This window comes from Acinetobacter sp. CIP-A165 (assembly GCF_000367985.1).
Classification (GTDB): Bacteria; Pseudomonadota; Gammaproteobacteria; order Pseudomonadales; family Moraxellaceae; genus Acinetobacter.
Genome location: NZ_KB849206.1, coordinates 294,061 through 307,941 on the forward strand (window position 1 = coordinate 294,061; position 13,881 = coordinate 307,941).

The 13,881-nt window shown below is 41.6% G+C and carries 17 protein-coding genes and 1 tRNA gene; 10 read left to right on the top strand and 8 right to left on the bottom strand.

Annotation, left to right across the window (positions count from 1 at the left end):
• Positions 1–64 precede the first annotated feature (64 nt).
• Both F991_RS15675 and F991_RS15680 read right to left on the bottom strand, forming a co-directional pair.
• Positions 65–140 (bottom strand) — tRNA-Phe (locus F991_RS15675).
• Positions 141–247: 107 nt separating this feature from the next.
• Entirely contained in the window at positions 248–625 is a 378-nt protein-coding gene (locus F991_RS15680; RefSeq protein ID WP_004673286.1) for a GNAT family N-acetyltransferase, read from the bottom strand.
• 100 nt (positions 626–725) lie between these two features.
• Between F991_RS15680 and hisB the strand changes: the two genes are divergently transcribed.
• The 7 genes from hisB to F991_RS15715 all read left to right on the top strand — a co-directional run bounded on the left by hisB (position 726) and on the right by F991_RS15715 (position 7,171).
• The gene (gene hisB / locus F991_RS15685; RefSeq protein WP_004673288.1) at positions 726–1,319 is read left to right on the top strand and encodes an imidazoleglycerol-phosphate dehydratase HisB; all 594 of its coding nucleotides are present in this window, start codon (positions 726–728) and stop codon (positions 1,317–1,319) included.
• The gene (hisH, locus tag F991_RS15690) at positions 1,319–1,936 is read left to right on the top strand and encodes an imidazole glycerol phosphate synthase subunit HisH (protein ID WP_004673290.1); all 618 of its coding nucleotides are present in this window, start codon (positions 1,319–1,321) and stop codon (positions 1,934–1,936) included. Before hisB ends, hisH begins: the two co-directional genes overlap by 1 nt.
• Positions 1,937–2,085: 149 nt before the next feature.
• Positions 2,086–2,628 carry a DUF805 domain-containing protein gene (locus tag F991_RS15695; RefSeq protein WP_004673292.1) on the top strand — a complete coding sequence of 181 codons (543 nt, stop codon included), beginning with the start codon at positions 2,086–2,088 and terminating at the stop codon, positions 2,626–2,628.
• Between the two features lie 167 nt (positions 2,629–2,795).
• Positions 2,796–3,527 (top strand): 1-(5-phosphoribosyl)-5-[(5-phosphoribosylamino)methylideneamino]imidazole-4-carboxamide isomerase, encoded by a 732-nt coding sequence (gene hisA / locus F991_RS15700; protein ID WP_004673294.1) that lies wholly within the window; start codon positions 2,796–2,798, stop codon positions 3,525–3,527.
• Between the two features lie 233 nt (positions 3,528–3,760).
• Entirely contained in the window at positions 3,761–5,248 is a 1,488-nt protein-coding gene (locus F991_RS15705; protein WP_004673295.1) for a SulP family inorganic anion transporter, read from the top strand.
• A 117-nt stretch (positions 5,249–5,365) separates the two neighbouring features.
• Positions 5,366–6,217, top strand: coding sequence for a universal stress protein (locus F991_RS15710; protein WP_004673296.1), 852 nt, complete (start codon positions 5,366–5,368; stop codon positions 6,215–6,217).
• Positions 6,218–6,337: 120 nt separating this feature from the next.
• Positions 6,338–7,171, top strand: coding sequence for a DMT family transporter (locus tag F991_RS15715; RefSeq protein WP_265588205.1), 834 nt, complete (start codon positions 6,338–6,340; stop codon positions 7,169–7,171).
• A gap of 10 nt (positions 7,172–7,181) precedes the next feature.
• Here the strand turns inward: F991_RS15715 and F991_RS15720 are convergent, their stop codons facing one another.
• The 4 genes from F991_RS15720 to F991_RS15735 form a co-directional block, all read right to left on the bottom strand.
• Positions 7,182–7,505, bottom strand: coding sequence for an antibiotic biosynthesis monooxygenase family protein (locus F991_RS15720; protein WP_004673298.1), 324 nt, complete (start codon positions 7,503–7,505; stop codon positions 7,182–7,184).
• A 148-nt stretch (positions 7,506–7,653) separates the two neighbouring features.
• Positions 7,654–8,046, bottom strand: a complete 393-nt coding sequence (locus tag F991_RS15725; RefSeq protein ID WP_004673299.1) for a DUF4870 family protein — start codon at positions 8,044–8,046, stop codon at positions 7,654–7,656.
• Positions 8,047–8,070: 24 nt separating this feature from the next.
• Positions 8,071–8,688 carry a DUF1294 domain-containing protein gene (locus F991_RS15730; RefSeq protein ID WP_004673300.1) on the bottom strand — a complete coding sequence of 206 codons (618 nt, stop codon included), beginning with the start codon at positions 8,686–8,688 and terminating at the stop codon, positions 8,071–8,073.
• Positions 8,689–8,697: 9 nt separating this feature from the next.
• A complete protein-coding gene (locus F991_RS15735) occupies positions 8,698–9,648 on the bottom strand; it encodes a homoserine kinase (protein ID WP_004673302.1) in 951 nt (316 codons plus the stop codon).
• Positions 9,649–9,760: 112 nt separating this feature from the next.
• On the opposite strand from F991_RS15735, the gene hisF reads away from it, so the two are divergent.
• Positions 9,761–10,519 (top strand): imidazole glycerol phosphate synthase subunit HisF, encoded by a 759-nt coding sequence (gene hisF / locus F991_RS15740; RefSeq protein ID WP_004673303.1) that lies wholly within the window; start codon positions 9,761–9,763, stop codon positions 10,517–10,519.
• A 366-nt stretch (positions 10,520–10,885) separates the two neighbouring features.
• On the opposite strand, the gene F991_RS15745 is transcribed toward hisF, so the two are convergent.
• A complete protein-coding gene (locus tag F991_RS15745; RefSeq protein WP_004673305.1) occupies positions 10,886–11,530 on the bottom strand; it encodes a sterol desaturase family protein in 645 nt (214 codons plus the stop codon).
• Positions 11,531–11,645: 115 nt separating this feature from the next.
• Here F991_RS15745 and F991_RS15750 point away from each other — a divergent pair, with 115 nt between their 5' ends.
• Both F991_RS15750 and aqpZ read left to right on the top strand, forming a co-directional pair.
• On the top strand, positions 11,646–12,653 hold the full coding sequence (locus F991_RS15750) for an AraC family transcriptional regulator (RefSeq protein WP_004673307.1): 1,008 nt from the start codon (positions 11,646–11,648) through the stop codon (positions 12,651–12,653).
• Positions 12,654–12,828: 175 nt separating this feature from the next.
• Positions 12,829–13,518, top strand: a complete 690-nt coding sequence (gene aqpZ / locus F991_RS15755) for an aquaporin Z (RefSeq protein ID WP_004673308.1) — start codon at positions 12,829–12,831, stop codon at positions 13,516–13,518.
• 61 nt (positions 13,519–13,579) lie between these two features.
• On the opposite strand, the gene F991_RS15760 is transcribed toward aqpZ, so the two are convergent.
• Positions 13,580–13,822: a hypothetical protein gene (locus F991_RS15760; RefSeq protein WP_004673309.1), complete on the bottom strand. Its 243-nt coding sequence runs from the start codon at positions 13,820–13,822 to the stop codon at positions 13,580–13,582.
• Positions 13,823–13,881: the final 59 nt, after the last annotated feature.

The following is a 13,881-nucleotide window of genomic DNA, read 5'->3' on the forward strand; positions in this document are numbered from 1 at the left end:
ATACTACAAAAGTTTTTGGACAAAAAAAATCCCTGATGGGATCAGGGATTGAAAATACAAATCATGGTGGCGTGACCCAGGATCGAACTGGGGACACACGGATTTTCAATCCGTTGCTCTACCGACTGAGCTATCGCGCCAAAGTGGGCGTATTAAACAATGTTTGTCAAAATCCGTCAAGCAAATTTGCGGATTTTTCTACCTAGCGTTTAATTTTGCAACAAAGCCAGTAACGCTTCAACCTGCTTTAGATTTTTCCAATGTGGGATAAGCAGCGATGAATTGCACCACATCCCGGCTCAAATAACTTTACCCCTTGCTCTTCTTCAAAACGACAGACCTCTTCAACCAAACGTTCTGCTACACCACGCCCACGATTGGCAGGATGTACGACGATATACTCTAAAACACGGCTTTCTCCTTGCCCTGTTGCCCAGATTGCACCTATAATTTTGCTGTTAAATTCAGCGGTATAAACTGTGGTATATTGCTGTAGATTTTGTTCAAGTTGCTCCATTGCATCTTGCCCATCTCCGAACTCTGGGCTGGTATCATAGAGTCGCTCTAGCTGAGTACGGATTCCTAGTTGGTCTAAAGAACTGTAGGCATGTACTGTAATAGGCATTGATTAACCCTCCTGAGCAAACTATGATGCTGTCACTTTTTCGTCACAGCGAAACTATTTTTAATTCAATCATTTTTGACGTTTTTTGAGGAACGTGTCCATGACGCAACGTATCAGTGAAGTGGTAAGAAATACCAACGAAACAAAAATTCGAGTTCGTCTCAATCTCGATGGTACTGGTCAAGGCACACTCAACACTGGAGTTCCATTTTTAGACCATATGATTGATCAAATCAAGCGCCATGGTCTATTTGATATTGATATTCATTGTGATGGCGACCTTGAAATTGACGATCATCATACGGTAGAAGACTGTGGAATCACCTTAGGGCAAGCCTTTGCGCAAGCTTTGGGTGATAAAAAAGGCTTACGCCGCTATGGTCATTTTTATGCACCTTTAGATGAAGCATTGTCTCGTGTTGTGGTCGATTTGTCAGGTCGTCCTGGTTTATTTATGGATATCCCCTTCACGCGTGCCCGTATTGGCAGCTTCGATGTCGATTTATTCTCTGAATTTTTTCAGGGATTTGTCAATCACGCTCTGATGACCTTACATATTGATAGCTTGAAAGGTAAAAATAGTCACCATCAGATTGAAAGCGTGTTTAAAGCTCTAGCGCGTGCTTTGCGTATGGCATGTGAAGTTGATCCACGCGCAGAAAATACCATTGCTTCGACCAAAGGTAGTTTGTAATGACGCGTATTGCTTTACTTGACTATGGCATGGGCAATTTGCACTCTGCGGCAAAAGCCTTGGAACATGTCGGCGCAACGGTTGATGTGACCAATGATCCTAAACTGATCGCCAAAGCCGATAAAATCGTATTTCCTGGTGTTGGTGCGATGCGCGACTGTATGCAAGGTATGCACGAAGCTGGCATCGACGAGGTTGTCCGCCAAGCCGCATTCAATAAGCCTGTTTTGGCGATTTGTGTAGGCATGCAAGCCTTATTGCAGACATCCGAAGAAAATGGTGGCGTTGCTGCGCTCGGTATCTTTGACGGCGTAGTTAAACATTTTCCTGAAATGCCAAATTTAAAAGTACCGCACATGGGCTGGAACCAAGTACATCAACTTGATCCAAGCCATCCGATGTGGAATAACATCGAGCAAGATGCGCGTTTTTATTTTGTGCATAGCTATTATGTTGAAACACAAGATTCATCTGTGATCGCAGCAACTTGCGATTATGGTGTGAACTTTTGTACTGCTATTCATAAAGATAATTTATTTGCCACACAATTCCACCCTGAAAAGAGTCATACCGCAGGTTTACAGTTATTAAAAAACTTTGTGGAATGGAACATCTAATTAGAAAAACCGAAGCAGATCAAATTTGTTCATTTGATCTGCTTTTATCAAAATATTCTGTAATTCTCATGTTATTTTCTTTATTATTCGCATCTATACAGATCACTCCATTTTAACAATTGTATAAAAACACCTAAATAGGAATAAAAATGAATTCACCTATCCAAACCGTAGATAAGCCGCTAAGTCCTAAAGGTCGTTTTGGCCGACTCGCCTATGCCGCTTGGTCCTTTTTGAGCGCAATCGCCTTCTGTATTGTTATTTTTATTCTTGCATTTATTGCAAGTCTATTCAGCGGCAATGGCTCTGAGTTCTCAGACTTTCCGTTTATTGCGATTTTATTATTCATCATTCTTTATATTGGATTTCTCTATTTTTCTTTTGTTTTTACCATTCGTCGTTTGCATGATCGCAATCAAACTGGCTGGCTGTCATTATTGATGCTGGTGCCATTTTTGAACCTGATTTTTTTAATCTATTTATTCTGTGCCAAAGGAACTGAAGGTGAAAATCTTTATGGTCCGAGTCGAAACACGGCTGGATGGGAAAAAGTATTGGGTTGGATTTATATTATTTTGATTCCTCTCCTGTTAGTTTTCGGTTTGGCTGCAAATGCAATTCCTGCTTATCAAGACTACTTAGAAAGAAGCCAACAAACCCAAATGCAATATCAACAGAACTATTCTGAATAAATGATAGGGCTTAACCCTTGATCAGCCAAGTTTTAGACTTGGCTTTTTTATTTGTATAAAACTTTAAAGAAAGACGCAGTCGTCTAACATCCAAAGCTTAGCGATTGAGCAATACTTTGCTAATATGTAGCCAATTCAAACTCTATGATGACGCAAGGAGCGAAAGCATGCTAATCATCCCTGCAATTGACCTGAAAGATGGCAAATGTGTTCGTTTAAAACAAGGCCGTATGGAAGACGATACTGTTTTCTCTGATGATCCTGTCGCAACTGCACAACACTGGGTTGATGAAGGCGCGCGCCGTTTACATTTAGTTGATTTAAATGGTGCTTTCGCTGGTACGCCAATTCATAAACCTGTGGTTGAAGCGATTGCACGTGCTCAACCTGAACTACCAATTCAAATCGGCGGCGGGATTCGTTCACTTGAAACGATCGAACACTATTTAGAAGCTGGTGTCTCGTTTGTGATTATTGGAACTAAAGCGGTTCAAGATCCTGCGTTCGTGGATGAAGCATGTAAACGTTTTGCAGGTCATATCATCGTTGGTATTGATGCCATCAATGGTATGGTTGCAACAGATGGCTGGGCCAATGTCACTGATGTTAAAGCCACTGATCTTGCGAAGCGTTTTGCCGATGCAGGCGTTTCAAGCATTGTCTACACTGACATCGCTCGTGATGGCATGATGCAAGGCGTTAACGTTGAACAAACCGTCAATTTGGCACAATATTCAGGCTTGCCTGTGATTGCATCAGGTGGTGTGACCAATCTTGATGATGTGCGTAACCTAAAAGGCCAAACGGGCATTTTAGGCGCGATTACAGGTCGTGCAATTTATGAAGGCACATTAAGCCTTCGTGATGCTCAGTTATTGTTGGATGAAGATCGTTTGTAATTGATCAAGAGCTCTAGTGATTTAAATAATGGCTAGAGCTTTTTAAGCTTAAATGTTATCCTTGTAACGATTTTTATCTTACTCTCCAATTTTATAATGACACTTACGCCACCTTAGTTTTTTACCTCTTATTTGTAATGAACTCATCACTGTCTAGTGATGTGGTGTAGTCGTGTGTTTTTATATATCACATCACTAGCCTTTTTATATTCTTAAAGAAATAGGCTATTTCTATGTTTTCCAATGTAAGAGAACAATGGTTCTCCAATATCCGCGGCGATGTGCTGGCGGGTCTTGTTGTTGCTTTAGCACTCGTTCCCGAAGCAATTGCATTTTCGATTATTGCAGGTGTAGATCCTAAAATTGGGCTATATGCGTCGTTCTGTATCGCGGTTGTGATTTCTTTTGTGGGTGGTCGCCCAGGTATGATTTCCGCTGCAACAGGTGCCATGGCACTGCTCATGGTCGTGCTGGTGAAAGAGCATGGACTGCAATACCTACTTGCTGCGACGATCCTGACAGGGGTCCTGCAAATTGTGGCAGGCTATTTAAAACTGGCGCAATTTATGCGTTTTGTGTCTAAATCCGTCGTCATCGGCTTTGTGAATGCCTTAGCAATTTTGATTTTTATGGCACAGTTACCTGAACTCACCAATGTCACATGGCATGTCTATGCGATGACTGCGGCAGGTTTAGCGATTATTTATTTATTCCCATACATCCCTAAAATTGGAACATTAATTCCATCGCCTTTGGTGACCATTGTGGTTTTAACCATTGTTGCAATCCTGATGGGACTCGACATTCGTACTGTCGGTGATATGGGGCAACTGCCTGATACACTGCCTGTGTTCTTGCTACCAGACATTCCACTGAACTTAGAAACACTTCGTATTATTTTCCCTTATGCAGCAGCATTGGCAGCAGTGGGCTTACTTGAATCGATGATGACAGCCACGATTGTCGATGATTTAACTGATACTTCGAGTGACAAAAACCGCGAATGTAAAGGCCAAGGGGTCGCCAATATCGCCTCTGGTTTTATGGGCGGTATGGCAGGTTGTGCCATGATTGGTCAATCCATTATTAATGTTAAATCTGGCGGTCGTACTCGTTTATCTACATTCTGTGCAGGTATATTCTTGTTGATCATGGTGGTGTTCATTAGCGATTGGCTGAAAATCATTCCGATGGCTGCGCTGGTCGCTGTGATGATCATGGTATCGATTGGTACATTTAACTGGGATTCACTCAGAAATATTCGCCAATACCCACTCTCAAGTAATATCGTTATGATCGCGACAGTTGCGATTGTTGTCGCAACCCATAACTTAGCTTATGGTGTACTGATCGGTGTGCTGTTATCTGCGCTATTTTTTGCCAACAAAATCGAACGTTATATGGCAGTTCAATCTGTTTTCGATGAAACTGAAAGTACCCGTACCTATGTGGTTACTGGCCAGATTTTCTTTAGTTCTGCTGATAAATTTACGGCATCCTTTGATTTTAAAGAAGCTCTTTCAAAAGTTGTGATCGATCTTAGTCAAGCTCATTTTTGGGATGTTTCAGCCGTAGCAGCCGTTGATAAAGTTGTGATTAAATTTAAACGTGAAGGAACGGATGTTGAACTGATCGGGATGAATGAAGCAAGTCAAACGATGGTTGATAAGTTTGGTGTACATGACAAACCAAATGCGCTAGATCGTTTGGACAATCACTAGACTGCTTTCATCATACTTTATTCCCTCTTTGTGTTTCTCCCACGGGGAGAATGAGGAACGATTGAAGTTCCGCAAGAGGGATTGATGAAAGAAGTCCATTAAAAGGAAATTATAACAATGTCAAAAATTATTGCGTGTATTGATGGCTCAATCGGCACAAATACGGTATGTGATTATGCCGCTTGGTTTAGCCAAAAACTGAATGCTCCACTTGAACTTTTACATGTGATCGATAGCCCTAGAGCACAAGCCCCACAAGATTTGAGTGGCGCAATTGGCTTAGGCAGTCGAGAAACGTTGTTAAATGAGTTAGTAGAGCTAGATGAACGTCGAGGAAAAATTGAGATTGAGCATGGCAAAATTTTGCTTCGTGAGGCAAAAAAATATGTGCTAGACAACTTCAGTCTCGATGTACATAGCTTCCAACGTCGTGGCCGTTTGTTAGAAACCATTGTCGCTTTGGAAGAAGATATACGTGTGCTGATCATGGGAAAACGTGGTACTCAAACTGCATATCATTCCGATAAAATAGGCACACAAATCGAGAATGTAGTCCGTGCCATTCACCAACCTGTTTTAATTGCTTCATCACCCTTCACTCAGCCTCAATCTTTCTTAGTGGCGTTTGATGGCAGTGCAACGGCGAAGAAGTGCGTAGAGAAGATTGCAAATAGTCCGTTACTCAAAGGATTAGCTGCACATCTGGTCTATGTCGGTCAACCCAACCAAGAAATACACACTCAACTTGCTTGGGCAAAAGAACAATTAGAGTCACAAGGCTTTAATATGACATTAAGCACTTTGGAAGGTGATGTTGATGAAAGTATTCTGAATTACGCCGACCAAAAGAATATTAATTTAATGGTGATCGGTGCTTATGGACACTCCAAAATCCGTCAATTCTTTATTGGTAGCACCACCACAAAACTATTAGTTCGCTCCACAAAACCTGTGCTATTGCTAAGATAAGCTCGGGGAAACATTTCATTTAGCAAGGTATTTAGCTCTGCTAAATGAAGTGTCGCTTTAGGAACTGTTGTGACAAGATTTAACGCCTATACGCCTCAACTCGCCCTGATTTTTATTACTATGATTTGGGGTGGTACTTTTTTAGCGGTGCAATATGCGCTGAATTTTAGTAGCTCGATGTTTTTTGTCGGTTGTCGTTTTGCGGTGGCGGCATTGGTGATCTTGCTTATTTCAATGAAATCCATGGCTGGTTTGACGCTCAAGGAAACCCTTGCAGGTACAGCGATTGGTCTCATGATTACCATTGGTTATGGTACACAAACCATTGGCCTGCAAACGATCCTGAGTAGTGAGTCTGCCTTTCTGACAGCGCTTTATGTTCCACTCGTTCCCATATTGATGTGGATCATTTTCCAGAAACGGCCGTCTTTGATGACATGGATTGGCTCAGCCTTGGCGTTTACGGGGTTAGTCTTTTTAACTGGGAACGATTTTTCGAGTATCAATTTAAATTATGGGCAAATGCTCACCTTGATCTGTGCCTTTGTGATCGCTTTAGAAATTATTTTGATTGGATATTTTGCAGGGAAAGTGAACCTGAGACGTGTCACGGTGGTTCAGTTGGTGGTTGCTTCTGGATTGTCATTTGCCAGTATGCCCCTTGTTGGCGAACATAGTATTCCAACTTTTTCTTGGCCCTTAGTGATGATCGCAGTGGGCTTAGGGCTTGCCAGTGCATTGATTCAATTTGTGATGAATTGGGCACAACGTATGGTTGATCCAAGCCGTGCTGCCATCATTTATGCTGGCGAACCCGTTTGGGCAGGATTATTTGGGCGTATCGCAGGTGAACGCTTGCCGCTACTGGCATTATTTGGTGGTTTACTGGTGGTCTTAGGCGTTTTGGTGAGTGAGTTGAAGTTTAAAATACTCAATCATCCCAAAGAAAAATAAAACTTTCGTATTAATCTTTGTTTGGTGGTTGGTTCTTCTTCAACAACATATGCGGTTGATAGTACTCTACCGTTGGTATTGGATCGTAGAATGGGTGTAGTAATGCCTTCCATTCTTGATATGCCGCAGATTTCCTAAACCCTTCGGTATGATGTTCAATACTGTCCCAAAAAATCATAAGAATATAACACTGATCATCTTGAACATGCTTGATCAATTGCACAGCATTCAGTCCAGCCATTGGATAAATAATCGCTTTGGCTTGTTGAAAGGCTGCTTCAAAAGCCTGACTTTGATTTGGCTTAATATTTAAATGCACATGCTCAATAATCATAATTAAACCTGTTTAAATTCTTCAAACACAATTTGAAGGTAATTTTTCATAAAATCAAATATATGGTTATTGATATCTAAGGATATAAAGTGATATTCAAATTTTATTGAAAAAAGCGGATAAGATTATTATCCGCTTTCTGTTCAACTTACTGATACATCGGTTTATTATCATTTAACGCAATCAAACCACGAATCGCTCGGTAAACGATCCATACCCATGCAACAAAAATAACCGATACACAGAAAACCGTGCCAGACAGTGCGACACCAGCAAATGCATTTGGATTATCGCCTGTCAAAAACAGGAAGAAAAATGGGATAAATGCAATAATATTCCACGCTAAATACCACCAAAAGGTGCGAATTTGCCAAGTAAAGTGGCTTTCAAAAATTGAACCTTGTACATCACTACGTTTCACATAGTTAATAATCAAGGCAATGATCGCCAATAAACCACCGCTAAAAATCGCAATAATATAAAGCACATAAAGAATCAAGGTCAAAGTACGATTCGGGTCTTGATCAACAGAGTAATTCATTTTTATTTAGCTCCAAAACCTCCCTCAATGAAAAATATTGAGTGGAGAAATTAACCAACATATCAACAATATATGAAAGGCTATGGTACAGAAATAAATCTTACGAAACGGTTGTTTTTGTGTTTTATGTCTCAGTTTTTGTTGAGCAAGCCAACCAGCGCACCATCCTCCTAAAGAATCAACAATGTGTAGGGTCTGTTCAGGTATACGACGATTGCCCAATTGTGCAGCTTCTTTGTCTTGAGAATACAGCCAATAACTCAATGCATTCATCAGACTCACAAAGAGCAAAGTAAACGGCGGTAATAGCTTGCTAAAACTCGCAATCACCATAAAGACAATATAAACCCCAATCCCGACTTTCATCGGCGACCATCCAGTCGCTGTGGTCGGTCGAACAGGCGCGGCTTTATGCTCAATCACTTGTGATGCTTTCAAATAAACGACCTGTTGCGCACGATAGCGACCACGCTCATCTAAAATCACCAAATAATCTAAAGCACAGCCCACAATCGGTCTTGGGCCAGTGCGAACAAAGTCTTTGATATGTAGAAAAACTCGCTCTTTCTTCGCATCATTGGGTTGAATAAAGCCATAGCCTTTGTCATCAAACCATTCCACTAAACGTCCTTGATCTCGCATGACTTTTTCCTAAGCTGTGATTCGTTGTAATCGGTCTAGTAACATCATTCGCATTTCAACTGGATCTTTCTGAGAAATATCTTCACCTGTACGACCATGCGCTGCATTTTTCTGCGCCACTTGCAAACGCATACTCCAAAAACGGCAGGCCGCCATCGCCAAATAAATATCTAAGCACGCCAGCTCATCGTCGCTAAGTGTGCGAATCACCTGATAAGCCGCCAAAAATGCATCTGCTTTGCTCTGATCAAGATACGCTTGTGGATAGGCAGTACAGAAATCATTGATACTAATCGCAATATCAAATAACCACTCATCTTGATTGAGTTCATAAAAATCAAGAATACCGTTTAACTGATTGCCTTCAAATAGCGTGTTGTCTCTAAATAAGTCTGAATGAATAAAACCCACTGGACGATTAGGATGTTGTTGTGTGATGTCGGCAAATTGTTGAAAGACCAGCGCCAATAAACTTTGATCATCCGTATTCATCTGTGGCTTGAGCTGTTCAGCGACATCTGACCAATACTGATGATTACGGTTAAAATCACGTTCTAGAGCAAAGCCTTGTAAAGCCAAATGCAATTTTGCTTGTGCTTGAGCAATCGCTTGAATCTGCTCAATGGTCGTATCTTCTGGATGTTCACCCATGATTCGTGGCGCAATTTGTGCAGGTTTATTAGCAATACTATGAATCGCCTGACCATGATGTTTCAATGGCACTGCCACAGGCACACCTGCCTGTCCTAAACAATCCAAAACAGGCACCAGTTCACCTGCCCCGACCGCATCTAATTCTTCAAAAACCGTTAAAACATACTGCTTCTGATTTTGATCCACCAAAAAATAATTGGTGTTTTGAATACCGCCTTGGATTGGAATCAGGTCAATCACTGCTAAACCATAAGGCTCAGCAAAGGCTTGAACTTGTTCTAAACTCAACGGGGTATAAACCGACATGGAAAACCTGCAAAAAATAGCTGTGAAGTTTGCTAGAATACCTGTTCCCTTCATGAAGGTGTAGCACCTAAATCGGTCTCCTTTCTTTATTGGCGATTTTTTGGAAAATTTTATGCTCGCAAAACGTATTATCCCTTGCTTAGATGTTGATAATGGTCGAGTCGTCAAAGGCGTTCAATTCCTTGATATTCGTGATGCAGGTGATCCTGTCGAAGTTGCTCGTCGTTATAACGAACAAGGCGCCGATGAAATTACCTTTTTAGATATTACTGCTACCCATCATGGACGTGACACCACTTACCGCACTGTAGAACGGATGGCTGAAAGTGTATTTGTGCCATTAACCGTCGGTGGCGGTGTGCGCAAAGTAGAAGATATTCGTTTACTGCTGAATGCTGGCGCGGATAAGGTCAGCATCAACTCAGCAGCTGTATTTAATCCTGAGTTTGTACAAGAAGCCTCTCAACGTTTCGGTGCGCAATGTATCGTGGTTGCGATTGATGCCAAAAAAACGGGCGAAAATAAGTGGGAAATTTTTACTCACGGCGGACGTAAACCGACAGGTATCGATGCGATTGAATGGGCGGTGAAAATGGCTGATTTTGGCGCAGGCGAATTATTGATTACCAGTATGGATGCCGATGGCACCAAAGCAGGCTATGACATCGCACTGATGCGTGCTATCAATGACCGCGTCAGTGTTCCCACCATTGCGTCAGGTGGTGTAGGCAACTTACAACATTTAGCCGATGGTATTTTAAAAGGTGGCGCAGATGCAGTCCTTGCAGCTTCAATTTTCCACTTTGATCAACATAGCATTCCTGAAGCGAAACAATATCTTGCTGAGCAAGGCATTGAAATGCGCCTCTAAACCGTTTCTCTATTCACGCCAAACCTCTCAACGCTAATATTTGAGAGGTTTTTTTATGGGGTTTGGATCTGTGAAATGTCCACAGACCCTATATTTAAGACAAAAAAATACCTTGCTGAGCAAGGTATAGAAACTGCGTATAAACAACGCCAGAGGGTAAGAGAACATACAGCCATTTTGAGTAAATTCTAAGCATTTAAAGTGCCTGAGCCAAAATAGCGATAAAAGCAGCAGAAATATTGACATTAAAATCCTATTTTATTGACCATTCACGACAACGCCCAATTTGATTTGGTCAGGAATGATCAAAATACCAATCCCACTAAGGGATTCAATTTTGCACGTTGCATCCTCTAAATAATCAATTTAAGCCACGGATTGCTTTTCCGCTTCTTCAACAGCAGCAGATGCAAGCAGTTTTGGCTTTTGTTCCACCCACTTGGCAGGGAAAACAGATTCAATTGCTTGGGTGAGTGCCTTAGAAAGTGTTGCGGGTAAAGGTATGCCCAATGGATTGGCCTCTTTTAAATCTGCAGAAGAGACCACACGGGTTCCCATTACATAATCAAACCATGGACGCGTCACACACCAGTTGGCATCTTGGTTTGAGTTCATATGATGATCATAATGCCAAGGGATGCTCGCTTTCGCCCAATCAGGTTCTAAATGCGCACGGCGATGCACATAATAATAATTCCCAGCGCTATAAAGTGCTGCCAAAGACATGCCTTTTGAAAATGGATAGAACGCCACGCTTGCAACCCCAGCCACTACAGCCAAAGACATAACTTCGTTACGTGTGCGCCAATGTTCAAATCCTTGTACATAACATTCATCGGCAAATTCCTGCTTACGCACTTCACGATGATGGGCCCAATGTGATTCCATACTTCTCGGTACAGGACTATATCGTGGCTGCCCTGAGCGATGCACACCATGCAAAATATATTTATGTGCAAACCATTCAAATGCGTTGGCAACTGCCAAACCTGCAATAAAACCTTTTAGCATAATTTTTTCCCAATCTGTCCTGACTTATATTCAGCATATAAATTTTGGTAGGCGAAGTATTGACGATACGCTATAGTTGTATTGACAAAACACGACAAGCTAAGGAGTAGACAGGATGTCTCAACTCAAGAACTATACAGGCTCTGTTTTTGGTGGTTTGGGGCATTTACTCAAAGCCTATTGCGAGGCAGAAAATATTGCTGTTCCTGAACAATTACAACACGTTCAAAACCTAGAACGCTTCGATTATGTGATCTGGCGTGACTTGCTTGAAGATCTCAATCGCTTACACCCTAAAACTGGACTTGGGCTAGAAATTGCAGCGTATGTGCAACCCAAACATCTCGGTATTATCGCGTACCTTGCGCTTTCATGTGAAAATTTGGGCGAAGCTTTGGCACGCTATCATGACTTTCATCGCTTAATTTATGATGGTAGTCCTTTGGTGGTCGAGTTTAATGATCCTTATGTTTCCATTCGTTGGGAAGCACCTGAACCGCATCCAACCCAACTCACCGATGAAATTGCCATTGCATTGATGGTGCAATTCCTCAAGTTGTTTATGTCAGGTGAAAGTATCCATTTACACGAAGTACATTTCGTCAATCCACCTCCAAAAAATATCAGCATTTATGAGCAATATTTTCGCTGCAAGGTTCGTTTTGAACAGCCTAAAACACAACTGCTATTGCCAGTAGCGGAAGCGTTTAAACCATTAAAAAGCAGTGACCACACCCTACAACAACTGCTGTTACAGCAGGCGCAAGCCTTACTCGACAAGTTACCGAATTCAACTCAACTGGATCAACGTCTACAACATGCCATTTTGACAGGTTTGCAAAAGAACCAATATCAGATCGATTTTATTGCAGAAAAATTGGGACTGTCTGTTCGACAGTTGCAACGACATTTGCAACAACAAGGCACCACTTTTCAGGAGCGTGTACAGCAAATTCGTTTTATGTTGGCGACTGAATATTTAAAAGACCCTCATCTCAGCCTACAGGAAATCGCCTTACTGCTATGTTATTCAGAGCAAAGCGCTTTTCAGCGCGCTTTTAAACTTTGGACGGGACAAACACCGCAACAGTGGCGGAACAACAACACAATTTACAATTCGTAATAAAAATATTGATGAACTCACTGTTTCACAACTGATCATTGTTGTTACACCCTTTATACAAGAACCTATATACCCATGTGAATTCGTTCACATTTTTTTCACAGGGGTTAAACATATCCATAATAAAGTTTTGGATGCTTGGTTTTTCTTTTTTAAAAAATATGTGGTGATAACAATGAACAAATATTTAGCAGAATTTCTTGGAACCTTTTGGCTCGTTTTTGGTGGTTGTGGTAGTGCTGTATTAGCAGCAGCCTATCCAGAACTTGGTATCGGCTTTATGGGCGTGGCATTGGCATTCGGTCTCACCGTTTTAACAGGTGCTTACGCGTTTGGTCATATTTCAGGTGGTCACTTTAACCCTGCCGTCAGTGTGGGTTTATGGGTAGGCGGACGCTTTGAAGCAAAAGAACTTGCTCCTTATATTATTTCTCAAGTGATTGGTGCAACGATCGCGGCATTGGTCCTTTACATTATCGTACAAGGTCAAGCAGGCTTCGCTGGTACAGGCGGTTTCGCGAGTAATGGTTTTGGTGAATTGTCTCCAAATAAATTTTCTCTAGGTTCTGCTTTCATTATTGAAGTGGTACTAACTGCATTCTTCATCATTATTATTATGGGGGCAACGGATCGTCGTGCGCCTGCTGGGTTCGCACCAATTGCGATTGGTTTAGCTTTAACATTAATTCACTTAATCAGTATTCCAGTGACTAACACTTCTGTAAACCCTGCACGTAGTACGGGTGTGGCATTCTTTGCTGAAACAGCAGCACTCAGCCAATTATGGCTGTTCTGGGTCGCTCCAATTATTGGTGCCGTGATTGGTGCGGTGATTTATAAAATTGTAGGACGTGAGAAAGACTAATAATAAATCCTCATAAAAAACAGCCTTCACGTAGGCTGTTTTTTTATGCTTCAATTTGCATTTAAAGAAACGGATTTTCAATTTCTTGTTCAGGTTGACGCTCGATCTGCGCAGGTAAGTTTTCTTTCTCGAGTGCCGCCACCACATCATTGATAAAGCTTTGCAATGCTTTCGCGGTTTTTAGACCCGCTTGATCTTTAGTAATTTGCAAATTGCCATATAAGCTCACGCAATCGACCTGATTTTCTAAAGTCAGATCATAAATCGCTGAAGACTCATCACCATGTTCAAAAGGTTTAAACATCTCATTCTCACGTTGTTATTATATCGATATAGCCTGCGCCAAGCTCAATTACTTTGCAA